Origin of the sequence: Methanosarcina hadiensis, assembly GCF_046529725.1 — an archaeon.
GTDB lineage: Archaea > Halobacteriota > Methanosarcinia > Methanosarcinales > Methanosarcinaceae > Methanosarcina > Methanosarcina hadiensis.
Map to the genome: position 1 here is coordinate 3796678 of NZ_CP136241.1, position 26705 is coordinate 3823382.

The 26705-nt window shown below is 42.7% G+C and carries 16 protein-coding genes; 10 read left to right on the top strand and 6 right to left on the bottom strand.

What is annotated here, in order from left to right:
- Positions 1-55 precede the first annotated feature (55 nt).
- A complete protein-coding gene (locus tag RSJ42_RS16310; protein ID WP_410508297.1) occupies positions 56-232 on the top strand; it encodes a hypothetical protein in 177 nt (58 codons plus the stop codon).
- A gap of 325 nt (positions 233-557) precedes the next feature.
- Here RSJ42_RS16310 and RSJ42_RS16315 read toward each other — a convergent pair whose 3' ends face one another.
- From RSJ42_RS16315 to RSJ42_RS16325, 3 genes are all read right to left on the bottom strand, one after another.
- Entirely contained in the window at positions 558-1328 is a 771-nt protein-coding gene (locus tag RSJ42_RS16315; protein ID WP_410508298.1) for an anaerobic ribonucleoside-triphosphate reductase activating protein, read from the bottom strand.
- Between the two features lie 43 nt (positions 1329-1371).
- Positions 1372-3756, bottom strand: coding sequence for an anaerobic ribonucleoside-triphosphate reductase (nrdD, locus tag RSJ42_RS16320; protein WP_410508299.1), 2385 nt, complete (start codon positions 3754-3756; stop codon positions 1372-1374).
- A 104-nt stretch (positions 3757-3860) separates the two neighbouring features.
- Positions 3861-4112 (bottom strand): glutaredoxin family protein, encoded by a 252-nt coding sequence (locus RSJ42_RS16325; RefSeq protein ID WP_410508300.1) that lies wholly within the window; start codon positions 4110-4112, stop codon positions 3861-3863.
- Positions 4113-5934: 1822 nt separating this feature from the next.
- On the opposite strand from RSJ42_RS16325, the gene radB reads away from it, so the two are divergent.
- Positions 5935-6648 carry a DNA repair and recombination protein RadB gene (gene radB, locus RSJ42_RS16330; protein ID WP_410508301.1) on the top strand — a complete coding sequence of 238 codons (714 nt, stop codon included), beginning with the start codon at positions 5935-5937 and terminating at the stop codon, positions 6646-6648.
- A gap of 177 nt (positions 6649-6825) precedes the next feature.
- Here radB and RSJ42_RS16335 read toward each other — a convergent pair whose 3' ends face one another.
- The gene (locus RSJ42_RS16335; RefSeq protein ID WP_410508302.1) at positions 6826-7926 is read right to left on the bottom strand and encodes an inositol-3-phosphate synthase; all 1101 of its coding nucleotides are present in this window, start codon (positions 7924-7926) and stop codon (positions 6826-6828) included.
- Positions 7927-8492: 566 nt separating this feature from the next.
- Between RSJ42_RS16335 and RSJ42_RS16340 the strand changes: the two genes are divergently transcribed.
- From RSJ42_RS16340 to RSJ42_RS16365, 6 genes are all read left to right on the top strand, one after another.
- A complete protein-coding gene (locus tag RSJ42_RS16340; protein ID WP_410508303.1) occupies positions 8493-9512 on the top strand; it encodes an S-methyl-5-thioribose-1-phosphate isomerase in 1020 nt (339 codons plus the stop codon).
- Positions 9513-9819: 307 nt separating this feature from the next.
- Positions 9820-9987, top strand: a complete 168-nt coding sequence (locus RSJ42_RS16345; RefSeq protein ID WP_410508304.1) for a preprotein translocase subunit Sec61beta — start codon at positions 9820-9822, stop codon at positions 9985-9987.
- Between the two features lie 24 nt (positions 9988-10011).
- The gene (locus tag RSJ42_RS16350) at positions 10012-10992 is read left to right on the top strand and encodes an alpha/beta hydrolase (RefSeq protein ID WP_410508305.1); all 981 of its coding nucleotides are present in this window, start codon (positions 10012-10014) and stop codon (positions 10990-10992) included.
- A 58-nt stretch (positions 10993-11050) separates the two neighbouring features.
- On the top strand, positions 11051-13174 hold the full coding sequence (locus RSJ42_RS16355; protein ID WP_410508306.1) for an endonuclease MutS2: 2124 nt from the start codon (positions 11051-11053) through the stop codon (positions 13172-13174).
- Between the two features lie 590 nt (positions 13175-13764).
- Positions 13765-15963, top strand: a complete 2199-nt coding sequence (gene ppk1 / locus RSJ42_RS16360; protein WP_410510399.1) for a polyphosphate kinase 1 — start codon at positions 13765-13767, stop codon at positions 15961-15963.
- 416 nt (positions 15964-16379) lie between these two features.
- The gene (locus tag RSJ42_RS16365) at positions 16380-18011 is read left to right on the top strand and encodes an HD domain-containing protein (protein WP_410508307.1); all 1632 of its coding nucleotides are present in this window, start codon (positions 16380-16382) and stop codon (positions 18009-18011) included.
- A 9-nt stretch (positions 18012-18020) separates the two neighbouring features.
- Here RSJ42_RS16365 and RSJ42_RS16370 read toward each other — a convergent pair whose 3' ends face one another.
- Complete coding sequence (locus tag RSJ42_RS16370; RefSeq protein ID WP_410508308.1) at positions 18021-20711, bottom strand: CHAD domain-containing protein; 2691 nt, start codon at positions 20709-20711, stop codon at positions 18021-18023.
- Between the two features lie 720 nt (positions 20712-21431).
- On the opposite strand from RSJ42_RS16370, the gene RSJ42_RS16375 reads away from it, so the two are divergent.
- Positions 21432-22553, top strand: a complete 1122-nt coding sequence (locus RSJ42_RS16375) for an ORC1-type DNA replication protein (RefSeq protein ID WP_410508309.1) — start codon at positions 21432-21434, stop codon at positions 22551-22553.
- 166 nt (positions 22554-22719) lie between these two features.
- Here the strand turns inward: RSJ42_RS16375 and thsB are convergent, their stop codons facing one another.
- Positions 22720-24375, bottom strand: a complete 1656-nt coding sequence (gene thsB, locus RSJ42_RS16380) for a thermosome subunit beta (RefSeq protein ID WP_410508310.1) — start codon at positions 24373-24375, stop codon at positions 22720-22722.
- A gap of 807 nt (positions 24376-25182) precedes the next feature.
- Here thsB and dnaK point away from each other — a divergent pair.
- Complete coding sequence (gene dnaK, locus RSJ42_RS16385; RefSeq protein WP_410508311.1) at positions 25183-26661, top strand: molecular chaperone DnaK; 1479 nt, start codon at positions 25183-25185, stop codon at positions 26659-26661.
- Positions 26662-26705: the final 44 nt, after the last annotated feature.

A 26705-nucleotide genomic window follows, 5' to 3' on the forward strand; every position in this document is an offset into this window, starting at 1 on the left:
TATGCGAAGGGGTTTTCTGAGTCCTGTTCAGGGCATGCATTTAACTACTTTAACAATGAGCCGGATAACTCAGCCTGGTTTTTCTGCGTCCTGTTCAGGGCATGCAGGAATCGAAGAAGATGCCTGGAAAGTGTTCCGGAGAAAGAAAGCCTGTATTTCTCAGGAACTCAAATCCAGAGCAATGGCTTTTCAGGGGTTGAATCAATTTCTTTTTATTCTTCGTCATGTATAAGACTTTTGTAAACTTCAAATGAATTTGAACCTAAAACAGTTTTTTCTGTAAAGATATGTTAGATAAAAGATAAAATCGTAGAAAAGGACTAATTATAATAAAGAACGAATTGTTTTAAAAAGACAAGTTATATTAAAATGGTGAGTTATAATAAGGAGTGAATTATAATAAAGATTGAATTATAATTAGAAGGGCGAGTTTTATTAAAAACGGTGGATTATTATAAGGAGTGAATTATAATAAAGAATGAATTATAATTAGGAGTGAATTATATTATTATCTGAGGAAAACAAAAAGGAGAAGCTATCAGCAAAAGAGTTCAATATCAAATAATCTCCTCCCCTTTTTCTTTTGTTCTTATCCTTACATTTTTAAGAAATACCTTTGCTGCTATTCCAAGATCGTATAATTCTTCCCTTTCCAGGACTTTTGTTTTTCTAAGCTTCTCCTGCAAGCTATATTCGGGAATACCCTGTTGTAGCACGTATATAATCTCCTTATTTTTTACATGCTTTGAAATCCAGGAAGCTATGCAGGCGATTTCTTCTTTATCTCCAATTAAATCCCTGATTACTGTTGTTCTTAATTCAGGTCCCAGGTCGCAGGGCTCTGCGATTTCAATTGTTTCTATAACTGCTGATATGATCTCTTCAGGATTTTTTTTGACGGCTTCGTGTTTTCCGCAGCCTGTAACTTCCCCATAGAGTACTGAATTATCCAGAGGGGCTTTTATATCGATGAAAAATTTATCAACTAACCTTCGCTTAACGAGTTCTTCTGCCATTTCAGGATAGCAGCCGTTCGTGTGAATCCCTACAAAAAGCCCAAGCCTTTTTGCAAACTCTGCAAGGGGAATAACAGCCTCCTGCATAAGTGGTTCCCCTCCTGAAAAAACAACTGCACTTACGAAGGGCTTCGAACTTTTAATCTGCTCTTCCACAAATTCAAGTTCTACAAAACCCTTCCCTTCAATGTAAGGGTAGTTCTGACAGTAGGGGCAGCGAAGAGGGCAGCCCCTGAAAAAGATAGTGACCACAGACCTTCCTGTCCAGTCAAGGGTTGAAAGCGGGACAGTACCTGCGTAATTTACTTTCATGGCTTTTCCATTTCCTTTTTACGTAAAAAAGATTTAAAGGAGCTCACCTGAGTTCCCTTGTGCCGTATCTTTTCCTGTCCTTGAGTTCCTGGCGCTTGCCCCTGTTCCAGCCTTCTACGGACTGGAGGTATCCTGTGATTCTTGAGAGGTGCTGCACATATCCGGACCCGCATTTCGGGCATCTATCCAGCAGGCCAGCAGTTACGTATCCTTCGTCAATGCACACGGTCATGTCCCTTGTGAAAGCAAAGTAACCTGTCTGGGTATTTTTTGCTATGTGCATTGCAAGCTCCTGAAGGCCGTCTGGATCAGGCTTTCCTTCCCCAAGCCAGATATGCATGATATTTCCTCCATCCACGATCGGGAAGAAAGTGTGCTCATATTTTATCCTTTCAGGCAGGGAAATATCGGCTCCCGGAGGGATATGAGTCCCATTGGTATAGTAGATTGGCAGATCCCGTGTCTCATTGAATTCCTTCAATGCGGTTTTCAGGTCGCCTTTAATTGTGATCTGTGCTTTGTCAGCATATTCCCTGTGCAGGAGGTCTGAAACCGCAAAGCGCTGAGCTGTAGTTTCCGCAGGAGTCCTTGCAAGGGCAATTTCCATGCCGTTTTCTTTCGAGAGTTTCTGGGCATGCATTTTCATTTCAAACATAGCCCTGATTGCAAGCTTGTACGCAACAGGGGACTCATGGATCTGGTAGCCTGTATGGTACTGGACCATCTCATTGATCCCTACAATTCCAATCGTATATACAAGGCTGTCAAAGTCAACAGCCATTGCTCCTTTTTCCCCTGTGTTCGGGTCTTTAGGGCACTGGGCTGCAAAGGGGATCCTATTTTTCTTAATCAGGCTATTCATCCATCTCCGCTTGATTTTGAAAACTTCCATACCCTTATTCATCAAATTCTTGAGTTCAGCGAAAAGTTTCTCATCATCATATTCAGCCCTGTATGCGGCTCTGGGGCAGTTTAAAGACAGGACCATCCACGAACCCATTGAAAAGTGCTTTCCGTCCCTGAAATGCAGTTTGTCGTCAAATTGCTTATCATCGGTAGGGTTTGCAGAAAACTGGTAAGCACAGCACTGATAACAGGATATTCCTTCTCCTGCACCTCTATATTCGGGAAGCTGATTGTCAAAGTAAGGAGTCCCGAATTTGGCAGCCAGCTCAAAGGTCAGCCTGTAAAGTTCTTTGTAAGTCGGAAGTTCGGGATGAGCTTCGTTAAAGCTCTCGTCTTCTTCCATGAAGTCCGGTTCAAGAGAAATCTCAGGCTTGGGGAAGCTAAATGGTTTCCCCCAGGCATCTCCTTCAAGCATAACATCCATAAGAGCTTTGAACCCCAGACGGACTTCTTTTTCGAATTCCCCATAGGTCCTGAGAGGTGCCTGTTTTCCATCCCAGACTTTACCCATAGCAACGACAGGAATATTTCTCCAGAGCCTGGGGACGCCCGGGGAAAGCTGGACTGAGGAAAAGACAGTCTGCCCTCCTCTTGCACACATCATCTGCATCATTTCATAGACGAACATCTGCATGAGCTGTCTGATTTCAATTTCGGACTTTCCTTCCAGATAGGGCGCGATAAAAGTCAGGAAATTGTAAAATCCCTGCCCGCCTGCAAAATTGGTCTGGGCTGAACCCATTGCCTTGACAGCATGGAGAAAAGCTACCTCTGCATTCTTTGCTGGTTTTGCAACGCTTGACTGTGTACCTACTCCATCAGGCATGAGCCCGTAGTAGAAGAAGTAGCGAAGGTCCCAGTCCTGGCAGAAAGGCCTTGTGCCCATATATTCGAGGTCATGGATATGGAAGTCGCCGTTTAAGTGCAGATCTGCAAGCTCCTTGGGCATCAGGAGGAGATTCTGCTCTTTGGACATCTTGTCAGCTTTTCTCTTGTGGGATGTCTCGGCGTTATTCAGCTGGTTTGCGTTATCGTTTGCCCCGAAGCCGAATCCCGAGTCGATTTCATAAGCATCATAAACAGATGCTCCGACTCTCGTCATTATATTTCTCCATTCCACATGCCCTCTGTCAAGCAGAATATTGTTTACTATTTCACGGATAAGAGGGCCTGAAAGGAATTTGAGATTCATTTTCCTGATTATTTTTTCGGCTTCTTTTGCAATATCAACGGCTTCTTCTTTTGTGATTGCAGGCTTGCTGTAGAAGACCTCACTAAGTTTTGTTTCTTTCAAAAGCTGGCTTACAATAATATTCCTGTCCCAGTTAAGAATGAAACCTTCTGTAGTTCTGACTTTTGGGAGGGGGGAGACGGACAGCCCATCAAGCGTCTTCTGTACGTGCTGATTGTCAGATAGCTGATCACTTTTAGGGAGGGAAGATATGGAGAGCCCGGTAAGTGCCTTTCGAACGGGCTGATCGTCAGATAAATCGTCATCGGTTAAGAAAGTCTCGCCTGTCATTTTCTCATCTTCGGTAATTGTTTAATGATAGGATGGAATTTGCAGAGTTGAATATTTAAGTTTTTTAGCGTTTTTTAAGCTTTTTTAAATTTTCATATACCGGGTTATACAATTCCCAGGAGTTTTTCCGGATTCACTTCATCCCCGCTGAAGAGTTCTGTATAAGTCAAAAATTCGTCATTGATCTGTAAAACAGGCGCTGTAACTGTAAATACTCCATTAAAACGCAGCTCGGTCAGGGATTCCGGTGTAGACATATCTGCTACCTCGAAAGGTACTGAATTTGCTTCCAGAAATTTCTTCAACTTATTGCACTTCGGACAACATTCGGTTGTGTAAACTATTACTTTTGCCATATTTGCGCCCCTCTTATTATGGTACAATTTTTTATTCTTACTTATAATTCGCATGCCTTCACATGCATCTTTTTTTACATTCTGTTTTTATTTCCAGTGTGCAGAGAGGGATTGTGCCGGCGCAGAACGCATCACAGCAGCAAAACAAAACCCTGCACGGGTACCATTCCTAGCCAACCCACTAATCGTATAATACTCTTCCAAACTCGTCAGCAACATCGGAACAGGGCATGCAGTTTCTTAAGAGTGCCCTTCTAGATATCGTTTTTCACTCTCCTGAGTGAAATTTATCTTTATTTCCAGGTAATTATTCTAAATGCCCGATCTTACTTATAACGGTTTTTCAACCTAACTCTGGATACAATAAACCTCTTACTTTGTATACAATAACCCTTTTACTTTGTATACAAAGAGACCCATTTGTTACCAAATCTGGTAACAAATTTAAGGGGTTTTGTTTTTAAAAAAATGCCTGACATATAAGAACATTTTCGTATACAGGAGACTCTATATAATGTGGAAGGCATTTAGGTGGTTATAGGTATGGACAGCATATATTTGGACTTATTCCTCGAAAACATTAAAATATATTAATAAATGTATTTACGCAGTATTTGCCGATCAAAAATATGTAGCTTACAGCGGAAGACTGTAACTATAAGCGAGGAAAGTAAATTTACTTTATCTTTGTTCAGGTCAATTTCGAAAAATAAAAAGGTTAAGATTGTTTTTACTTTTTTCGTTTAATATTTGCTGTTATTTTCTCGTAAAGTTCCATTACATTCTTTATTCCATTTGCCAATTCAAACAAAAATTTTGCGAATTCGATAGCATTAGCTAAACTGATCATAGTTCATCTCACATTATGCCTTTTGGGAAGTCTTCTGACGATCCAATTTTTAAAAAAAGATGTGGGCGACTCTAGCAAGGTCACTCTGACATAGCATCGATAGTTTTTTATACATCAGAATGGTCATGTAATTTGATTAGGCAATGATGTTATCCACATCGTTATTAACAAAGAGCTTTATAGATTTTTCCGGAATCTATAAAGCCCAGTTTTGTTTATCCAGTTCTCATCTCCTTTTTCTAACACTTGTAAACTCATAGACAATTATTTTTTTCACATTCTGTATACTTTTTATCTGGTACAATTTTCTTATTCTTACTTCACACTTGCACACCTTCATCGTGTATCCTTTTTACATCCTATTTTTATTTCCAGTGTGCAGAGAGGGATTGTGCCGGCGCAGAGCGCATCACAGCAGTAAAACAAAACCCTGCACGGGTATCATTTCAAACCAACTCACCAATTGAGTGAATCTTCCAAACTCGTTAGTAATACCGGAACAGGGCATGCAGTTTCTAAAAGTGCCTTTTATATATCATTTTTCACTCCCTTGAGTGAAATTTATCTTTCCAGGCAATTATTTTAAATGTCCGATCTTACTTATAACGGTTTTTCAACCTAACCTGGATACAATAAACCTCTTACTTTGTATACAATAACCCTCTGGTTTTATGTCTAAAGATTACACCTTTGTCATCTGCCTAAAAACTATGATTTTTAATCATTTGTTTGAAAAACATGTGATTTATAAGTCAATTTTCAATCACAGGAGACTTTATCTAATGTGGAAGGCATTTTGGTGGTTATAGGTATGGACAGCATATATTTGGACTTATTCCTCGAAAACATTAAAATATATTAATAAAAGATTCCTTTTTACAGGACTAACATGAGAGCTTCCTTTTAATTCTTCAGCTTCAGGAGATCTTTTTTCGGAAAAAGACAAAAAATTACAAAAAAAGCATTATATCATTGGTCTTTCATACCTCTCTCAAGCGCAAAAAGAGGTGTCATGTCATAGAGAAGCTGTTATCTTCCGGTTGCAAACCCCTTGATGACCTCCTTGGAGGAGGTTTTGAGAAAGGAATCGTAACCCAGGTATTCGGAGCTGCAGGAACCGGAAAAACAAACATCTGTATCCAGCTTGCAGTAGAATGTGTAAAACAGGGACAGAGAGTCATTTTTGTAGATACGGAAGGGCTTTCTCCTGTCCGTTTCAAGCAGATTGCAGGGGAAAATGCAAAGGAAATAGCCAGAAGCATAATTATCTACGAACCTCTCAGTTTTGAAGAACAGTATTCAGCCGTAAGAGAGATAGAAAGAATAGCAGGTGAAAATATCGGGCTCGTGGTCCTGGACTCTGCAACCTCATACTACAGGTTTGAGCTTGAAGATGAGGAGACCGGCATAAAAAGCCGCAGAGAGCTTGCTAACCAGATAGGGTTTTTACACGCCCTTGCCCGTAAGCACGGCTTCGCTGCAGTTATAACAAACCAGGTATATTCGGATGTTATAGGAGGAGGAGTACGCCCGCTGGGAGGGAGTTCCCTTGAACATATCTCAAAGACAATCATTCGGCTGGAAAAAACAGGTGAGGGTACAAGGCGCGCCGTTATCTACAAACACCGCTCCCGTCCTGAAGGATCAAGTGCGGAATTTACAATTACAGCAGAAGGAATTCGTTAAATTAGCAAACTCTCTAAATCAGTAAAAAAGATAAACTCACAGGAAATTTATTTGACAGAAATCTTTTGAGAGAAGAAAAATATAAAATTCCCGGCAGTCTCCGGGATCTTCTGAGATTAACTGTTTTTACAGGTATTTTCTTCCTCAGAGGTTTTTTCTTCTTTCTTTAGTGCCTCTTTAACGTTCCCTGGTGCCGGCTATAAATTCTTCAGTCCTGCGGTATGCCACATCGTCAGGATACTGGATAGCCGGATGTTTCATGAAGTAAGAGGATGGGGAGTACAGTACTCCTCCTATCCCGCGGTCAAGGGCAAGCTTGCAGCAGCGGATTGCATCAATAACCACACCTGCGGAATTGGGGGAATCTTCTACTGAAAGCCTGAGCTCAAGATTCATGGGCACATCCCCGAAAAGCTTGCCTTCCATCCTGAGGAAGCACACTTTGTTATCTTTCTGCCAGGCAACATAGTCACTTGGTCCGATGTGGATATTTTCGTCTTCAAGCTTCTGCGAAAGCACGGATTGGACGGCTTCTGTCTTTGACTCACGTTTGGAAGCAAGCCTGTTCCTGTTAAGCATATTGAGGAAATCAGTGTTTCCGCCGGTATTCAGCTGATATGTTCTCTCGAGCTTTACGCCGCGTTTCTCGAACAGGTCTGCAAGAACCCTGTGAGTGATCGTTGCTCCAAGCTGGGCTTTTATATCATCGCCTATAATGGGAATGTTTTTTTCTTCAAACCGCTTAGCCCATTCCGGATTACTTGCAATGAAAACAGGCATATTATTGATAAATGCCACCCCTGCTTCAAGTGCACATTCAGCGTAAAAGCGGGTAGCTTCTTCGGAACCCACAGGCATATAATTGAGAAGCATTTCCGCACCCGAATCCTTAAGTTCTTTCACAATGTCTGCTTTTGTGGCTTCGGATTCTTTGCTGACAACAAAAGTATAATTTTCCCCATAGTTCTTCATGTGGTCGGAAACCCCATCAAGCACCCTGCCCATTTTTACCTTCACACCTGCAACGGGAACATCTGGACAAAAAACCGCTGTGCAGTTCGGGGGAGCAAATATAGCCTCGGAAACGTCCTTCCCCACCTTCCTGGCATCTATGTCAAAAGCAGCAACAACTTTGATATCTCCGGGCCCGTACCCTCCGATTTCCCCATGCATAAGCCCTATGGGATCTTTATCTTCGGTTTTATAGTACTCGATGCCCTGTATCAAAGAGCTTGCACAGTTCCCGATCCCTGCAATTGCTATTTTTATTTTTGTCATAAGCGCTTACTCTCCGATGAATACCCTGACTCTCATAAACCCGACCTGCATACGCGATAGATACTCAAAACTTCCAAAATTATAGATCCAGAGATTTATGGATTCAGAGTCCCTGAAATTATGAATTATAATTCTAAATTACAAATCTTCCTGTATTTCAGCTATGAATTTAAAATCTTCTGTTATTTGTACTGTTACTTTATAAATCTATTATATCTAATTTTGCTCTCCGTGAATGAAATACTACGTTTATTTATATATATCCAAGACGTACTCTAAAATTTACTGGCTTAAAGTAAAACAAATTTATTAATATGATATCAGGCTTCTCAACTGCCTTCTTATCTATTATTTTTATCTGAAGCAGGGAATTTTAAATTGAATCTTCAGTTAGGTTTCTGGTTCGCCTGTTCGGTCGGCTATCCGGAAACAAAAGCTCATTTGAACCTTTTGTTCAGTTTTTCCAGAAAAAGGATACCAAATAAGTTTTTATCTGATGGGAGGCTTGAAAAGGAAGTCGAGAAATTCTCCGGCAGAACCTGATGTTCACATCGGAAAGTGATTTAATGAGGACGATTGACTGGAACGAAGAGTCCAATTCTGTGGTACTGGTAGACCAGACCTTACTTCCGCAAGAATACAGAGTAATAGAATGCAAAACCCTGAGTTCTCTCTGTGAGGCCATACAGTCTCTCAGGATCAGAGGTGCACCTGCGCTCGGTGCTGCAGGAGGCTTTGGTATTGCCCTGGCAGCTTCCCTCAGCAGTGCAAAAGATATTGAATCCATAATGAGAGACCTTAAAGTTGCGGCAAAAGCACTCAAATCTACTCGCCCTACAGCTGTAAACCTTAGCTGGGGCGTCGATAGGGTCCTGAATGCTGTTTCTGATGCCTTTGATGTTCAGGGAATACGGGATATTGCTCTTCAGGAAGCCAGAGATATTGCAGAAGAAGATGTCGAAACAAATAAACTCATAGGCAAACACGGGGCAAAGCTCCTGAAAGACGGGGATACCGTACTCACACACTGTAACGCCGGAAGGCTTGCCTGCGTTGACTGGGGTACAGCCCTCGGAGTTGTGCGTTCGGCTATTGCTGATGGCAAAGAGATCAAAGTCCTTGCCTGCGAAACCAGGCCTTTAAACCAGGGAAGCAGGATTACTACCTGGGAGCTTATGCAGGACAAAATCCCTGTGACCCTTATTGCCGATTCCATGGCTGGCTGGGCAATGCGCCAGGGGCTTGTTAACAGCGTGCTCGTAGGGGCTGACCGAATTACTCAGGACGTTGTTTTTAATAAGATAGGCACCTATACACATTCGGTCCTTGCAAGAGAACATGAAATTCCATTTTACGTGGCAGCTCCGATCTCTACTTTCGACTTTAAAGGCTGGGAGGGGAGCATAAAAATTGAGATGCGAAATCCTGATGAACTGCGGTTTGCAGGTTGCGAACAGATTGCCCCGAAAGACGTTCCGGTTTACAACCCTGCCTTTGATGCAACTCCTATGGAAAACGTAACCGCGCTTATCACTGAGAGAGGCGTATTTTATCCGCCTATCCTGCTTGATGAAGTTCTTGTCTGAGAGGTTCTGATCTGAAACCCTACGCTGCTGGTTTCTGTTCTTTAATTTTTAGATCCTTAATTAGACCTTTAATTGGAGATTTGGTTAATGAAGGACTGATTATCAAGAGCTGGATTCCCAGAGCTGGATCCGTAATTGCTCTGCATAATTTATATATGATAACTGTAAATTATATGAAAACTGGAAATAACTTGATGACTATCCAGATGAGCAGTTCAAATTAACAGTAGATTTATATCTGGGTTACGTTTTCTAATCTCAGGATAAACTAAGCAATATCAAATGCATTTTTAATGGTGTTTTATTCATGGCTAAAAAATCAGGTTCCGGACTTCAGTCCTCAGCAGGGCTTATGCGCTACTACGAAGCCGACAAAAACGCAATTCACATCCAGCCCAAGACAGTGCTGATCGCAGGTGCCCTTGTGGGCATAGCAGTGTTATTCTTAAGTGCTGTAAACGGCTTCTGGCCGTAATTGCTTTTTTCTGGCAGGGTTCACTTGAGCAGGAATAGTTCTGGAAAAAAGGTAATCAAAAAAACGAAGGGATTTTCTTCAGGCACCAGAACTCCGAAACCCGCAATTTTTTTCCTGGGTTTTCTCCTGGTACTTGTGGGTATCTTAGGGATCCTCTATAACCCTTCCAATTCCATGGAGGAAACTCTGAAATGGGATCTTTCAGAAGCAGGAATTTTATCTTTTCCAGAGAGAGGAGAACCCGTATTCACTGTTCGGGAAGTCGAAGACCTGTATTCGCCTGAAAACCCGGATACTTTAAAACTGGTTTCTTTTGAAAGCGGAGGCGATAAAGTTCAGGCTCTGCTGAGGATTCCTGCAAATGCATCTCCTTCCTCCCCAGGAATAATTCTGCTTCCTGGAGCAGGAGTCAGTAAAGAAGGGGAACAGGGGCTGGCTATGGAGCTCTCAAAACTGGGGTATGCAACCTTTACACTTGACCAGCGCAATCAGGGAGCAATAAACATCGAAAGGGACCTCGAACTTTTCAGGGCTGGCCTCGAACCTGTTGAATATCTTATGGTTTATGATGTCCTTAAAGCCGCAGATGTTCTTTCTGTCCAGCCGGAAATAAATCCGGAAAAGCTTGCTGTTCTTGGAGAAAGTAACGGTGGCAGGTTTGCGGTTATCGCCTGTGCCCTTGAACCTTTCATTAAGGGAGTAATAGGGATCAGTACTTCAGGATACGGCACTGAAGAGCTCGATTCCTCACAGGTAACTGACTTTGAAGCCTGTCAGTTCTACCGTTCAATTGACCCTGATAATTACCTCAGTGATTTGCCGCCTTCAAAGCTTGTCATGGTCCACTCTTTTAATGATACCGTAATCTCTCATGAACTGGCACTCAGGACTTTTGCCCTGGCAGAAGAGCCAAAAGCAATGTACAATACTACTGAAGAAACGCACGGATATACGGCTTCTATGCACCCGTATCTTGAAAAAGAACTTTCTCTTCTTCTCAACTAAAAAGATAAAAATAGGGTTTCAGCCCTGAATTCAAATATCTACTAAAAGTGTTTTAAATATGGCAATTTCTCAGCAGCTCTCAGGTTTAAGGGAACTTAATGGAATAGGCGAGCGTGTAGCCGGCAGGCTTGTAGAGCACTTCGGGAGCGAGGACGCTGCGCTTCAGGCAATCCTCGAAGGGGATATAGCTTCGCTTTCCGAGGTTAACGGAGTCAGCCACACATTCGCCCTTTCCCTTGCCAGGGATGTCAGAGCCCGTGCCGAGGGATGTTCGATTTCGGATTTTCTGAAAACAAAAGAAGCCCTTGACCTTTATTCCCACCTTCTTGAGCTGATAAAAACGTTTGCTCACACTTCACATGCCAGGGACAGGCTGGATCTCTTTTATCCGTTCCCCGCATCCCGCATGGACCTTATTGAAGAGAGGCGGGCTTTTGTAGCGGAGTATCTGGAACTGGCAGGCATTCTCTCTGCGAATACGGAGTTTCTCAGTCTCCTTTCAAAGGTAAAGAAACTCAAGCCCGTGCCCGGAAATTTGAGGGTGCGAGACAGGATTATTATCTCAGGCGACCGGAAAACTCTGGATGCAGCCAAAGAGAGATTCCAGGCGTTCCTGTCTGTTCAGGCTGTGGAAGACTTTTCCGAGTTTGTAGACCTTGCAAGAGGATACTCGAGTGTTATTGTTTTTGATGACACGTATCTCAGTTTTGACCTACCCGAAGGGCTTGAGCCTGAACTTTTCCCGGACCCTTTAAAAGCCGAGTTCTGGCAGATCCTGCCTGAAGTAGAACTGGCTTTTTTCGCGAAAAATATGGACTGCATCCTTGCCTGCCTTAATATAGCATCAACCTTGCGGACATCCGGTTTCGGTTTCTTTGAAGAGCTTTCGGACGGGGAGCTTGAAATCCTTAAAACAACTCTTCTAAAAGTTGGAGAGGATGGAAAACCTGTCGAAGGATTTGACTCCGAAATTGACAGGCTTGGAGCCTCTCTGGAAAATCTGGATCCTGTACTGACTTCAGCCCTGAATGAGGCTAACCAGCGCATGAACCTGACACTTGAATCCAGTTCCCTTACTCTGAGCGGGCAGGAACTGATCAAGATTGTGAGCGGGGGAATTGAGATTAAAGACCTGCTCGCAAAAGAGCTGCAAAAAGTCTATATGGGCGAAATCGAAGCAGTGAAAGAAGAACTCTCAGAAAGGCTCGACTTTCAGAAGCAGGAAAAACTGATGCTGGATTCTCTATTCCCCGATGAAATTTCCTATCCTCTCAGAGCAGAGCAGGCTCAGTTGCAGCTTCTCAGGCAAAAGCTGAACATGTCCCTTGAAAAAACAAGGCTTTCCAGTAAGAGGGAACTTGCAAAAGCCCTTTCAACTTTTCGCCAGACTGTAGAAAGGCTTGTGAGGGAAGTTCTTGACTTCGACCTGGGCTTTTCCATAGCCTGCTTTGCCGCAAAATTCCAGCTGAATATGCCAGTAATTATTTCTGAAGCAGGGATTGGTTTTGAAGCTGGAGAAAATTTATTCCTAAAGGCCAGATACGGGGAAATCGATCCTGTAAGCTACTCTGTCGGAAAAACAGGTTTATCTCCTGAAGGTCTGGAAAACAGGGTTGTACTTTTGAGTGGGGTAAACTCCGGTGGGAAAACTTCCCTGCTCGAACTGCTTGCCCAGTGTGTGGTTCTGGGACACATGGGCTTTCCGGTCCCTGCAAGAGAACTTGAACTGGGGCCTGTAGAAGAATTCTATTACTTCGGAAAATCAAAAGGAACCCTTGATGCAGGAGCTTTTGAAACTACCCTCAAGCAATTTTCCGTGCTTTCGGAATCTTCTGGAAAACTTGTTCTTGCCGACGAACTTGAGTCTATTACCGAACCCGGAGCTTCAGCCAGGATTATAGCAGGGATTCTTGAATATCTTACCCGGAGTGAAGAGAGCCTTGGAGTTTTTGTTTCCCATCTTTCGGAACTTATCCTTGAAAACACAGGGACAGATATCAGGGTTGACGGAATAGAGGCGGACGGGCTTGACTCCAGTCTGGAATTGGTTGTAAACCGAAACCCTATATACAACCGTGTAGCGAGAAGCACTCCTGAACTGATTGTGGAAAGGCTGCTGAGAAAAACTACCGGGAAAGAGCAGGAATTTTATGCTCACTTGAAGGATAAATTTAAAAATTAAGGTAGTGTTGGCATAGAAATTAAAAGAATATCGACTAAAATATATACTATGTTTTCCTACTTTTTATCATAGTTCTACTTTAATGACCTGCCTCTATTTTCCGTTTTTATAGATGCTAAGCATTTTTCTTTTGTTTATTTTCTTCATTTTCTAAGAGATAATGTTATAAGTCTTTAGTACTATATATTAATAAATAGTAGTGAGTTTGCCAGGGTTTCGAAGAGCCTCTACGTTTCTGTTAATCCAAAAGTCTATATATGTCTTGGTGACAATGCATCTCCGATTAGTTTATAAGAAAATACTCTTTGCCTTGGAGAGGAAACTGAGAATCTCAACATGTTAAATAGTCGTTGAAAGGGTTGAAATGGTTATTGAAAGGGTTGATATGAATAAAAAGAAAACTTTTAGAAAGCCCGAATATTTTGACTATTTAATTGATTAAGGCTATCTTCTTTTCGACCCTGTAAGCTATACGAATAAATTACAGAAATGTCAAATTATAAAACAGGCAAAAATGTTATATCCAAATCTTGCTATATTTTTGAAGACAGATATGAACGGATACAAAACCCAGGTCACGCGTGATAGGAATGGAGCGGAACTTCCCAATTCAGTGCGCAGATTTTGATAGATCGGTTACGGATAGTGTTGATGGAACCCGGGTTGAAGTATCAGGCATGCCTGACCTTAATGATCCATGTTTTTATGCAGATCGCGAATACAGCTGGCTCCAGTTCAATGATAGAGTTCTTGAAGAGGCTCTCGATGAACGTAACCCTCTGCTTGAGAGAGTCAAGTTTCTTTCTATCTTCGGGAGCAATCTTGACGAGTTTTTTATGGTCAGGGTATCAGGGGTCCAGAAGCGCATTTCAGAAGCGGCAAAGGAGGATCGCATAGATGAACTGGCTCAGGAACAGCTTCGCATTATCCGGGAAGAACTTCTAAGGCAGTTTCCTCGTCATGATAGCTGCTGGAATGAAATTCTCGAACCTGCCCTCAGGGAAGAAGGCATTAAGGTTCTTAATTACTTCGAACTTTCCGGACAGGACAGGGAAAAACTCAGGGATTATTTTGAAAGAAATATTTTCCCGTTACTTACTCCTCTCGGTTTTGACTCCGGGCATCCTTTCCCGCATATTTCTAACCTCAGTCTCAACCTTGCAGTACTTATCGATGACCTGGATTATGGTGAACGTTTTGCCAGAGTTAAAATCCCCCCGATGTTCTCAAGGCTGATTGCTGTGCCTGAAGAAGGACAGGAAAAAATAACTTCCGGTTTTGAGGAACTGAAAACAGGCCGCTTTGTGTGGCTTGAACAGCTGATAGCTGCAAACCTGGACCTGCTCTTTCCGGGGCAGCGCATTCTGGGAGCTTATCCCTTCAGGATAACTCGGGACGCAGATCTTGGTTTTGATGAAGATGGGGACAAGGATCTCCTTACTGCTGTGAAGCAGAGGGTTGGCAGAAATTACTTCGGGCCTGCCGTAAGGCTTGAAACCGACTATACTATGCCTGAGAAAGTCTCTGAGATTCTCCTTAAGAACCTGGAACTGACATCTCCCCTGATGTTTAAATCAGCAGCGCCTCTAGGCCTATCAAGCCTTATGAAACTTGCTCAACTTAACCGCCCTGAGCTTAAATATGAACCTTTTGAGCAGAAAAAACATCCCCGCATGGCTGATAAAGAAAACATTTTTGCAGCCTTAAAAAAGAAGGATATCCTTCTCTATCACCCTTATGATAGCTTTGAATCAGTAACCGATCTGGTGGAAGAAGCAGCCGATGACCCTGATGTCCTTGCGATAAAAATGACGCTCTACAGGGTGGATGACAATTCCAGGATTATTCAGGCCCTTATGAAAGCAGCCGACCGGAGTAAACAGGTTGCTGTCCTTGTTGAACTCAAAGCCCGTTTTGACGAAGAGAACAATATCGGCTGGGCAAAAGAGCTTGAGCGTAAAGGAGTCCATGTAGCTTACGGTTTTCCAGGGCGTAAAACCCATGCAAAGATGTGCCTCATAGTAAGAGCTGAAAAAGAAGGCGGCATCAGGTACTATGTGCACATGAGCACCGGTAATTATAACGCTGTCACAGGAAAAATCTACACCGACTGCGGCTATCTTACAGGTGATCCATTCATCGGCAAAGACATCTCCGACCTTTTCAATGCCCTTACAGGCTATTCAAGAAAAGACCATTATATCAAACTCCTGGTAGCACCCCAGACCATGAGGCACCAGATTCTTGAACGTATCAGGCGCGAGATTGATATGCACGAAAAATTCGGAAACGGGCACCTGATCTTCAAGATGAATTCCCTTGTGGACTACCAGTGCATCCGTGAGCTTTACAGGGCTTCACGAGCCGGGGTAAAAATAGACCTCATTGTCAGAGGCATCTGTTGTCTCAGGCCCGGCATTTATGGATTAAGTGAAAATATTAGAGTAACTTCTATAGTCGGGCGTTTTCTTGAACACTCAAGAATATATTACTTCAGAAACGGCGGAAAAGAGGAAATCTTTATGGGAAGCGCTGACCTTATGCCCCGAAACCTTGATAACAGGGTTGAGGTCCTCTTCCCAATGTCTTCGGATTATATTCCCGTCGTGCGCGATATCATCCTTGGTATCCACCTGAAAGATAACGTGAAAGCACGCCTCCTGCTTCCAAATGGCAGGACTGAAAGGATCTACCCGCAACCTGAAGAAGAAGAACTGGATTCTCAGCTCTGGATGCTTGAGAACAGAGGTATCTGGGATATTAAGACAGAAAGAACAGAAAGAAGCTGAAGGAAAATCCAAATCTCTTCTTCATCTTTCCTTTGCTTTCTACTTTTTTTCTCTTATCTTTTGTTTTCTCCTCTTCTCTTTTTTCTTCTCTTTTTTTCTTATCTTTTGTTTTCTCCCCTTCTCTTTTTTCTTTTCTTATCTTTTGTTTTCTCCTCTTTTTCTCTTTTCTTCTTCTTGTTACTCGGTTTTATGCTTCTCCTATCCTGCGAAAACTTTTTTATACAGTCTTTTAATGTTTCATATGGGCATAATTTTTGAACTTACAATTTACATATATGGAAAGATATAAATCAGGAAAATTAGAGACCGAAAAACAAATCTCAAATAGAATAAAAATGTGAACAAATACTGTTAAGCTTATGAAGCTCTCAAATCCTTCGAGAAAAACGAAAGGCAGGGCTTTCAGGTGGTCGTGAATGGAACCCGAGAAAATTTCCGAAGGCAGGGTTGTTGCGTTTATTGATATCGGGACTAACTCGGTCCGGCTTCTTCTGGTCCGGATCAATCCCAACGGGTCTTACCAGCCCCTGACCAAACAGAAGGAAACGGTGCGGCTTGGAGATAAAGAGTTTATAGACAGGATCCTGCAGCCAAAAGCAATGGAGAGGGCAACCTTTGTCTGTAAGAAATTTATGGAGCTTGCAAGAGCTTACAGGGCAGAAGAGATCATAGCCGTGGCGACCTCTGCAACCCGGGACGCAAGCAATAAAGTCCAGCTTCTTGAAATGATAAAAAAGGAAGCAAACCTTGAGGTTTGCACGATTTCAGGTTCGGAAGAAGCCCGCCTGATTTACCTTGGAGTCTCAAGCGGGCTCAGACTTGGAGACACAAAGGCTGTTTTCATTGATATCGGGGGTGGAAGCACTGAATTGTCTGTAGGAGACCAGAACCAGTATTATTTCCTTCACTCCCTTAACCTTGGATCAATCCGCCTGACAAATATGTTCCTCCCCGATGAAACAGGCCCAGTCTCAGAGGAACGTTATGAACAGGTCAAGGCACATATCAGGCGCAAGAGTGCGGATGTGATTAAAGAGCTTTCGAGATATACCCTAAGCTGTGCCGTTGGAAGCTCGGGGACTATCGAAAACCTTGCGAAAATCGCCTTTGTCTACCTGCATAAGACAGCCCATGAGAGTTTTGAGAAACTTGAGTATGAAGACCTTAAGAAGATTGTCAGGGCAATGTGTGCCCTGCCGCTTGAAGAGAGGCGCAAATTTCCCGGAATAAATTCCCAGAGAGCAGATATAATCCTTGCAGGAGCTGCAATTATAGAGACTCTTATGGAAGAACTTGAACTCCAGGAGATTATGGTCAGCAAACGCGGGCTCAGGGAAGGACTGCTTGTGGACTACATTTCAAAGAGCGAATTCTCGTACATGGTTACACAGATGTCGGTAAGAAAGCGCAGCATTATGCAGCTCGGCCTTGCCTGTAATTTTGACGAGGAACATTCCCATATCGTTACAAGGCTTGCACTTGAACTTTTTGACAGTATTCAGGCACTGGGAATTTATGACTTCAACGAGAGTGAGAGAGAACTTCTTGAGTATGGCGCAGCCCTGCACGACATAGGCACGTTTCTCTCATATGACACCCATCAGGCACACGCCTATCATCTCATAAGAGAAAGCAGCCTCCCTGGCTTCCAGCCTGAGGAAATAGAGATTATTGCAAACCTTGCTTACTTCCACAGGAAAAACACCCCTAAAAAGAAACACCCCAACCTTGAAGGGCTAAGTAGAGAAACTGTAAAGAGTATTAGAGCACTCAGTGCCCTGCTCCGTATTGCCGAAGGGCTTGACCGCTCTCATACCGGCATTGTATCCCACGTCCGTTTCTATATAGCCTCTACCGAAGTCCTTGTACTTGAGATGCATGCCCAGCGCGAGTGCCAGCTTGAAATCTGGGAAGTCGAAAAACAGAAGAAATTCTTTAAGAAAATCTTCGGTTACTCTCTTCAGTCAAAAGTAATTATAGAACAGCCTGCAGGAGCTCCACTGGTTTTTGAAGGAGGCGTTGAAGTCGAAGAAGTCCCACGGGATTGAAATACTCCGTCAGAAACTCTCATAAAGGCTTCTGACCGCACTTTCAATTTTCTTTCTAAATTCTCCTTTCCTGACTTTTTCCCACGCATCGGGAAAAGTGTCGAGCAAACTTAAAAGCTCTGCTTCCCTGTAGGCAAGGTAAGCCTCAATTCCTTCAGAGTTTTCGGGAATCTGCATTCTGTCTGATAGCTTTTCACTTCCTGAAAGACCCCAGTTTCCCGTCTTTAAATATGTATCCAGCATTTCAGTTGCAACGGCTGCATCGTGCAGGTCTCCGAGATGGTCCTGTAAAACTTTGAAATCCCTTATCAGGCTCTCAACTTCTTTTCCGAGCACGTTCTCAAAGAATTCCAGGGTATAACGCAGGCCTTTGGCAGCAATTCTTAGCCTGTGAAGCCTTTCAACTGAAACATAGGGTCCCTCCACCCATTCGGAATAGGCGCTTATATCGGCTAAGCGGGCATAAAGGATAGAAGGAAGAACGTCTTTTACCCTGTGCGGCAGAGAGTCATGTTTTTCCGTAGTTATGGGAAGAGCCCAGGTTTCCGGAAAATCCAGGAATTCTAAAAAGTCTTTTTTAAAACGGCTGTATTTTTCACTATCAAGGTAGTCAAGCATATTTTCCCTCGCTTTTTCCCTTTCCTCTGCGAGTGTAAGAAAAAGAGGGTCAAGATCATGCTCATGCCCCGATGGCAGGGTTTTCAGGTAAGCTTCCGCCTTTTCCCTGAATACATCAAGGTCCCGGACTCCACCCATAGCACCGAGTGTCCTTCTTAACCCCTTGAGGTGAGGGTCCAGTTTTTCGGATTCAATGTATTTGTCAAAAACTATTGCTGCCGCCCTCATTCTGCGGACTGCGACGCGCATATCGTGAAGCTCTTCAATATCTTCTCCCTTACGGGACCCTTTTTCATGGGCGAGCATCTGGGAAAACTGATATGTAAAGATCCTGTGCGCAACAAAAGCCATGGAATCTTCCGGGCTGACTGTGAATTTTTGAGTATCTTTTCTTTTTTTCTTCTCAGTTTGTTTTTCAGTTTTTTCCTTTTCCTTTTCAGTTCCTCCCTCGGCTCTATCCTTTATTTTTTCTTTTTCTCCTCCTTCTTTCTCTTCTTTCTTTTTTCCCTCTTCTTTTCCTTCCTTTTTTTCTTCTTCTCTCTGCGTTTTTTCTGAATTTCCGGCTTCAAAAAGTATCTTTGCCTGAGTAAACTTTAATTCGGTACTGAAGAGATAATCCCAGAGATCGCTTTTCTTTTCTGCCTTTTTTGCAATTTTTTCTGCAGCAGATCCTGCCAGTTCTATTTCAACTGCTTTGTCAAGCTGTCTGAACCTGCATGGCAAAGAAATCTGATTATCGGTTTCCAGGCTGCCTGCAATCCGAAGGAGAGATGCAAGAATAAGAGCTTTGTTCTGAGAGGCAGGAGGAAGACTGGTATTTATTTCTTGAAGCGCAAAAGAGAAATTCTTCTCGCTTATTGGAGGGCTCTGGAGTTCCATAACCAGGGCCAGCATCTGTAATTCGTTAAGCTTCAGGCCTTTTAAGGGATGAGTGAGGATAATCTCCCTGATAATACGGGTTTCTTCTTCCCTGCATACGGTACTTCCAATATTCTGCAAAAGAGCCGCAAGTTCAAGCAGTTTTCTTTCCTCTTTTCCGAGTCCATGATAGGGAGAAAGCCCGTCAAAAAGCGCAAGAGCTCCTGACATTGTATTTTCAGCTCTTTCTCTGCTGATTCCATAGAATTCTAAAAGTCCTTCAGGTGTCCATTCTTCATAACCTGTTTCCTTCCAGTTACTTTCCGGGATTCCTCTCCCGGATTGAAAATAAAATGTCAGGTTCTTTTCAGGATTTTTCTCTCCGGTTCCAGTAAATGGAAAAATAGAGAGCCTTTCTTTTTCAAACCGCGAGAGTAAATCTTCGATTTCGGGTTCCGGAATTTTAAGTAAAAGGCTGAGTTCTGAGGGATTGCCTCCCCTGTCAAGTAAAAGCAAAATTTTAGCATATTTGCCGTAAATGTTTTCGTGATTCTCCAGCTGTGTACACACAGCTCTTTCTTGCAGGTTCAGGAGAGTTTTCTCCGGCAGGTTTTCCCTGAAGATGTACGCTCTTTCAAATTTCGAAAAGGGGCTCTCTTTGAGGTTATAATGACTGAGCAGGAAAGACCGGATAGCTTCTAGGTCATCAACAGTCCCTCCATTTTTAAGTTCAACTTCAAGTTCATTGTATGTTTTCTTCCTGCTCTCACTTTTGAGGTTTACCCTGTCCAGATAGAGGTCAGCTATCAGCTTTTCTTCAAGCTTTAACTGGCGAATTATTCTTTTTTGCTTGAGGGTAATTAACGGGAGGAGGCCTAGCCCTGAAGTGAACTGAAAAATCATATTTCTGATCCGGAGGTCCGGGCATTCGAGTACGGAAAACCCTTCAGGCAGGAAGCAAACGTATTCTTCCCTCCGGTGGGTTCCGGCATTAAAACCTCCGAGGCTTTTGATAGTGATCCATTTCCCTTTTTCGCCCGAGTCTTTTCTTACTCTCAGGTAATACCCTGCGGCCATTATGTCTTTATTTTCCGTATCAAGAAAAGTGTCTTCATTTAGCTGGATCTTAGTTTCAGAAATTGTATAAGAATCAAGCATGGAGAGATTTTCAAGCGCTTTAAAATCCTTTTCTTCCGGTACCAAAAATTTTGATTCGATTTCCATATTTTTCTTCCCGCCCCACTATTAATATCGAGCAATTTCGTGCCTGCCGTTCTGATGCAACTGGCTACTTTTAATGAGATTTATACTGGCTACTTTCAATAAGATTTATTATTCATCAGAGCTTCCTGTTAACTTTTCAGTTGTTTCTATTTTAATTCTTCTCCTATTCATTTTTTTCTCAGGCAATAAATATCTTTTTTATAAATTAACTTTAAATACAGTTTGCAGGGGAAATCATAAGTTTCTTTCTTTATCCGGGGTTGAATGTAATTTTAGCAGATCATGAGTTTTTCAGACATTTTCTCAAAATTACTGGATGCTTGTTTAAAAACGCATTCATTATTCAGCAAAAATTCAAAAAAGCTAAAACGTAATAAAGCATATCTATGAAAAATTTAAACAGAGCAATAGATATATTTACAAAAATTTAACTTATTTATATTAAAATCAGAGATTTGACCTTTTAAAACCCATGTCCGGATTTCCAGATTGTAATGTTTATCAATTTATAATGTTTATCAAACTTGTAGTGTTTAACTGTACTGCATTCATTGGATCAACCAAATAAGGTCTGCCAGACAGGTCTTTACAAACCGGCACCCAGAATTACTGATCTGCAATCAGACTGCCCAGCAGTAAAAATCCAGGAGCAAAAGGATACAGTAAAAGCAGCAAAAGGCTACAATAAAAGTACATATCACTAAAAAGGAGCAGGTTCCCTTGACAGGTAACGATATACTACTCTGGGATGAAACCCTATTTAAGGATCTTTCGGTTCTTGAACCGGATTATCTCCCGGAATATTTTCCCCACAGGGATTCGCAGTTAAACGCGCTCAAATTTGCACTTAAACCGGCTCTGCGAGGTATGCGGCCTTTAAACTGCTTGCTGGTCGGGCCTCCGGGTACTGGAAAAACCAGTGCGGTTATGAAGACCTTTAAAGAACTAGAAGTTCATGCTCCGAATGTCGTAACTGTAAAGGTTAACTGCCAGATTGATTCCACACGTTTTGCCGTAATGTCCAGAATTTACAGGCAGTTATTTGGAATCTCTCCCCCTAATTCCGGAATTGCTTTCAGGAAACTCTTTGAGACCGTTGTGAATTTTCTAGTTTCTTCGGAAAAAGTCCTGATCGTAGCTCTTGATGACCTTAATTATCTCTGCTGTGAAGGGCATGCTAATGAGGTAATGTATTCTTTGCTAAGGGCTCATGAGCAATATCCGGGAACGAAAATCGGAGTTATAGGGATCGTAAATGACGCATCTGATCTTTACTGCCTGGATTCAAGAGTTAACTCGGTTTTCTTGCCTGAAGAAATATCCTTCCCAAGATATGAAAAAGCAGAGATAATGGATATACTGAAGGATAGAGTAAGATACGGTTTTTATCCTAAAGTGATCTCTGATGAAGTGCTGGAACACATTGTTTCTTATGTGGAGAAAACAGGGGATTTAAGGGTTGGAATTGACCTTCTCAGACGTTCAGGTTTTAATGCCGAACGCAGAGGAAGCCGTATGATCCTGTCAGAGGATGTGGAAAAAGCCTACGAAGCATCCAAACTGCTTCACCTGTGCAGGGGAATAAGCCTGCTTTCGGATTCTGAAAAACAGCTGCTTGAGCTTATAGCAAAAAAAGATGAAATTAAAGCTGGAGAGCTCTACAAATCCTTTCACGAACTAACACAGCTCGGATACACACGCTTTTACGGCATGGTCAACAGGCTCCAGACTCTTAACTATGTGGATGCCGACTTTACAGGTAAAGGTAAAAGAGGCAGAACCCGTATGATTAAGACGAAATACGAAGCTGATGACATTCTCAGTTGCCTTAAAAAAGCCTGAAAGAGAAAAAGAGAACGGAAATTCACATGGATTTTCCGGTGAGAGTCCGGAAAATATACTTTCAGGCCTGAAGTATTTTCCGAATGAATTTGAAAAAAGGAGCAGTAGTGTTACTGCACCTTTTTGGATTCATTCGGTTTTCGGTTTTACCTTATTTTTCAGGAGTTTACATCATTCCTGGCATTCCGCCCATTCCTGGTGGCATTCCGCCCGGCATTCCACCTGGCATACCTCCCATTTCTTCAGGGGAGGGTGCGCGGGTGGAAGCAATGATGTCGTCGATCCTGAGGATCATGACTGCAGATTCGGTAGCTGCATTGATTACCTGGGTCTTGACTCTGAGGGGTTCGACAACGAAGTTCTTCCACATGTCAACGACTTTGCCTTCGTAAACATTGAGACCGGCAGTCTTCATGCCTTTCTCGTGCTGGGAGCGGAGCTCCATGAGCATGTCGATCGGGTCGAGACCTGCATTTTCTGCAAGAGTCCTGGGGATGACTTCGAGAGCTTCGGCATAGGCTTTTACTGCAAGCTGTTCCCTGCCTTCGAGAGTTGCTGCGTATTCCTGGAGCCTGAGAGCAACCTCAACTTCAGGAGAGCCGCCGCCTGCAACGAGTTTTTCATCTTCGATTGCAACTCCTACTACACGGAGGGCGTCTTCAAGAGCGCTGTCTATGCTGTCGACTACATGTTCTGTGCCGCCGCGCAGGAGAATAGTTACAGCTTTGGGGTTGTCGCAGCCTGTGACAAATGTCATGTTGTCGCCGCCAACCTTCTTCTCTTCAACGAGTTTGGCGCATCCGAGGTCTTCAGGGATCATCTCATCAAGGTTGGTAATGAGTTTGCCGCCTGTTGCCCTTGCGAGTTTTTCCATGTCGCTCTTCTTAACTCTGCGGACAGCGAAGATGCCTGCTTTTGCAAGGTAGTGCTGGGCAAGGTCTTCAACACCCTTCTGGCAGAAGACAACGTTTGCACCGCTGTTGATGACTTTCTGGACGATCTTCTTGAGCATCTGTTCTTCCTGGTCAAGGAAGGACTGGAGCTGGTCAGGAGAGGTAATTGAGATCTCTGCATCGACTTCTGTGTCTTTGAGTTCGATTGCTGCGTTCAGGAGGGCAATCTTTGCGTCTCTGACCTTCTCGGGCATGTTGGTGTGGACTCTTTCCTTGTCAATGATCATGCCTGGGATAAGCTCGGAATCTTCAATTTTTCCGCCGACTTTTTTGACAACACTGATATTTTCCTTGTCAACTGTCTTTTTGCCGTTTGTGTCTACAACGCTTGTAACTGCGTCCACTGCAATCTGGGACAGGAGCTTCTTGGAAGATTCTGCACCTTTTCCGGTCATTGCAGTCTCTGCAATGCTGATAAGCAGGTCCCTGTTAGACATATCTACGCTCATTGCCAGGGAGTTAAGAACTTCAACAGCTTTGTCGGCTGCTAGCCTGTATCCGGATGCAATAATTGTCGGGTGGACTTCCTGCTCGATCAAGCCCTCAGCTTTACTTAAGAGTTCACCTGCAACTACAGCTGCACTGGTGGTTCCGTCTCCTACTTCGTCGTCCTGGGTCTTGGATACTTCTACCACCATCTTTGCTGCAGGGTGCTCGATGTCCATCTCTTTAAGAATGGTTGCTCCGTCATTTGTAATAACCACGTCGCCCATTGAGTCTACAAGCATCTTGTCCATACCTTTGGGACCAAGGGTGGTTCTGACTGCTTCTGCTACTGCTTTTGCAGCCATGATGTTGTTGCTCTGGGCATCCCTGCCTCTTGTTCGCTTACTTCCTTCTTTTAAAATGAAGATTGGCTGTCCTGCCATAATTTAATCCTCCTTATTAGTGTGAGTTTGGAATAGCTCTGGAATTAAAATCGCATTTTACATGTTTGTACTTCTATATAAACTCATCCCGTCATCCATCCAGGGATAGGTATGCTCTGGCATTTGCCTGATTTAAAGAATAGCCCGGGATAGCCTCTTTTTATATTGAATTTTTTGTTAGCAGAAAAGACCGATTTAAAATAGATAGATACTAAAATCAGGTACGCTCTCCACTTAATCATTTCCAGAAAAACGGAGAAAAAATCCGAAATTATCAGGATTGACTGATAGCAGGAAATGATAGCAGGAAATGATAGCAGGAAATGATAGCAGGAAATGATAGCAAGAAACGATAGCAGGAAAGTATTTGGCTAAAGCAGGAAAATATTTGGCTGAAGCAAGAAAATATGATAGTAAATGAATACAGAAATCAAATAAAAAACCAAAAATCAAATAAGAAACTTAAAAAAGCTCAAATATCTCTCTAAAATTAACAGGATTTTTATCTAATTTTCTGAGAAAGATCTTTTAATTCTTCTTAAAAGCCTGCTATATTTCTTTTTCTTAATACTTAACTTATATCTGGACAGTCGATGGATTGAAACTTAATTATTATATCAGCCGTAAAGTTTTTTTAATCTTATTTCTGTTGTATTAATTAAAAAATTTAGAAGAGTGTTTTATATCTGAATAAATATTATACTCTTCACTTGTTAAATCTTTAGAAGTTAATTTATTGTTTTGTTCCTCTCTAACAGAAAAATTGATATGTCTTCAAAACATCATAAAAATATTGGGGGTGCGCCAATGGCAAATCTCAGAGGAAAAGTGCTTGGCATAGACCTGGGAACTACCAACTCTTGTATGGCGATGATAGAACTTGGTGAGCCCAAGATCATTACCAATTCCGAAGGAAAAAGGCTTACGCCTTCAGTTGTAGGCTTTTCAAAGAAGAATGAGTTACTTGTAGGAGACCTTGCCAAAAGGCAGATGATTTCCAATCCTGAGAATACTGTTCATTCCATCAAGAGACACATGGGAAAACCCGATTATAAAGTGTCATTAAACAACCAGACATTTACTCCTCATGGAATTTCCGCAAAGATCCTTCAAAAACTAAAACAGGATGCTGAGAAATATTTAGGGGATGCTGTTGGAAAAGCAGTAATAACCGTCCCTGCTTATTTCAATGATTCCCAACGCTTTGCAACAAAAAAAGCAGGCGAACTTGCAGGGCTTGAAGTACTTAGAGTCATAAATGAACCTACCGCAGCTGCACTTGCTTACGGACTGAGGGACGGGATTGATAACAGGAAAATTCTGGTTTATGACCTTGGAGGCGGGACTTTTGATGTCTCTATTCTTAAGATCAAAAATGGAATCTTTGAAGTACTTGCCACCAGTGGGGATACAGAACTCGGTGGTGATGATTTCGACGTAAGAATTGTTCAACACCTGCTCGACAGGTTCCAGGAGGCTGAAGGTAAAGACCTCTCCGGTATACCCGAGGCAATGCAGCGTATGAGAGAGGCTGCAGAACGCTGCAAGATTGATCTGTCCGCTCTCGAGACTGCGAACGTTAACCTGCCCTATATCTTCGAAAACAAAAGCCTGGACATAGATATAACAAGAGAACAATTCAACAGGATGACCGAAGATCTTGTTAAGAGAACTATCTCAATTATAGAAAAAACCCTCCAGGACGGAAAACTCTCATACGCGGATATTGACGAGGTTATTTTTGTTGGCGGATGTACCAGAATACCTGCTGTCGTGACAGCTGTGGAAGCGTTCATGGGAAAGAAGGCTCTTCAGAACATTAACCCTGATGAAGTGGTTGCAATGGGAGCTGCCGTTCAGGCTGGTATTCTTGGAAATGAATATCTTAAATCTGCCAGAGAAGAACTTGATTCGGGCAACGTAGTGCTTCTTGATGTGACCTCCCTTACCCTAGGGTTTGAAACAGTAGGGGATCTGATGGCACCGATAATCCCAAAGAACACGACAATTCCCACAAGAAACAGTAGAATCTTTACCACACATTACGATAACCAGAAGGTTGTAAGAGGCAAAATTCTGCAGGGGGAGGAACGGGCTGCATCTAAAAACGTTACTTTAGGGACACTTGTTCTTGATAACATCCCACCTGCTCCGAAAGGAATTCCGCGGATAGAGGTTACTTTTGATATTGACGCTAACGGAATAATACATGCTACGGCCAAAGATCTCGGAACCGGAATCATGAGAAGCGTTACTATAGAAAGGCCAGAAGGTCTCAATGACTGATGGTTAGCAGGTTAGTATTTTCCCGGATTAACTGCAACGGCAAT

Coding starts and splice junctions, on each gene's coding strand:
- ppk1 (WP_410510399.1), top strand. CDS start 13,765: ATGGAGCGGAACTTCCCAATTCAGTGCGCAGATTTTGATAGATCGGTT.
- RSJ42_RS16325 (WP_410508300.1), bottom strand. CDS start 4,112: ATGGCAAAAGTAATAGTTTACACAACCGAATGTTGTCCGAAGTGCAAT.
- RSJ42_RS16370 (WP_410508308.1), bottom strand. CDS start 20,711: ATGGAAATCGAATCAAAATTTTTGGTACCGGAAGAAAAGGATTTTAAA.
- dnaK (WP_410508311.1), top strand. CDS start 25,183: ATGGCAAATCTCAGAGGAAAAGTGCTTGGCATAGACCTGGGAACTACC.
- thsB (WP_410508310.1), bottom strand. CDS start 24,375: ATGGCAGGACAGCCAATCTTCATTTTAAAAGAAGGAAGTAAGCGAACA.
- RSJ42_RS16345 (WP_410508304.1), top strand. CDS start 9,820: ATGGCTAAAAAATCAGGTTCCGGACTTCAGTCCTCAGCAGGGCTTATG.
- RSJ42_RS16310 (WP_410508297.1), top strand. CDS start 56: ATGAGCCGGATAACTCAGCCTGGTTTTTCTGCGTCCTGTTCAGGGCAT.
- RSJ42_RS16315 (WP_410508298.1), bottom strand. CDS start 1,328: ATGAAAGTAAATTACGCAGGTACTGTCCCGCTTTCAACCCTTGACTGG.
- RSJ42_RS16335 (WP_410508302.1), bottom strand. CDS start 7,926: ATGACAAAAATAAAAATAGCAATTGCAGGGATCGGGAACTGTGCAAGC.
- nrdD (WP_410508299.1), bottom strand. CDS start 3,756: ATGACAGGCGAGACTTTCTTAACCGATGACGATTTATCTGACGATCAG.
- RSJ42_RS16340 (WP_410508303.1), top strand. CDS start 8,493: ATGAGGACGATTGACTGGAACGAAGAGTCCAATTCTGTGGTACTGGTA.
- RSJ42_RS16355 (WP_410508306.1), top strand. CDS start 11,051: ATGGCAATTTCTCAGCAGCTCTCAGGTTTAAGGGAACTTAATGGAATA.
- RSJ42_RS16365 (WP_410508307.1), top strand. CDS start 16,380: ATGGAACCCGAGAAAATTTCCGAAGGCAGGGTTGTTGCGTTTATTGAT.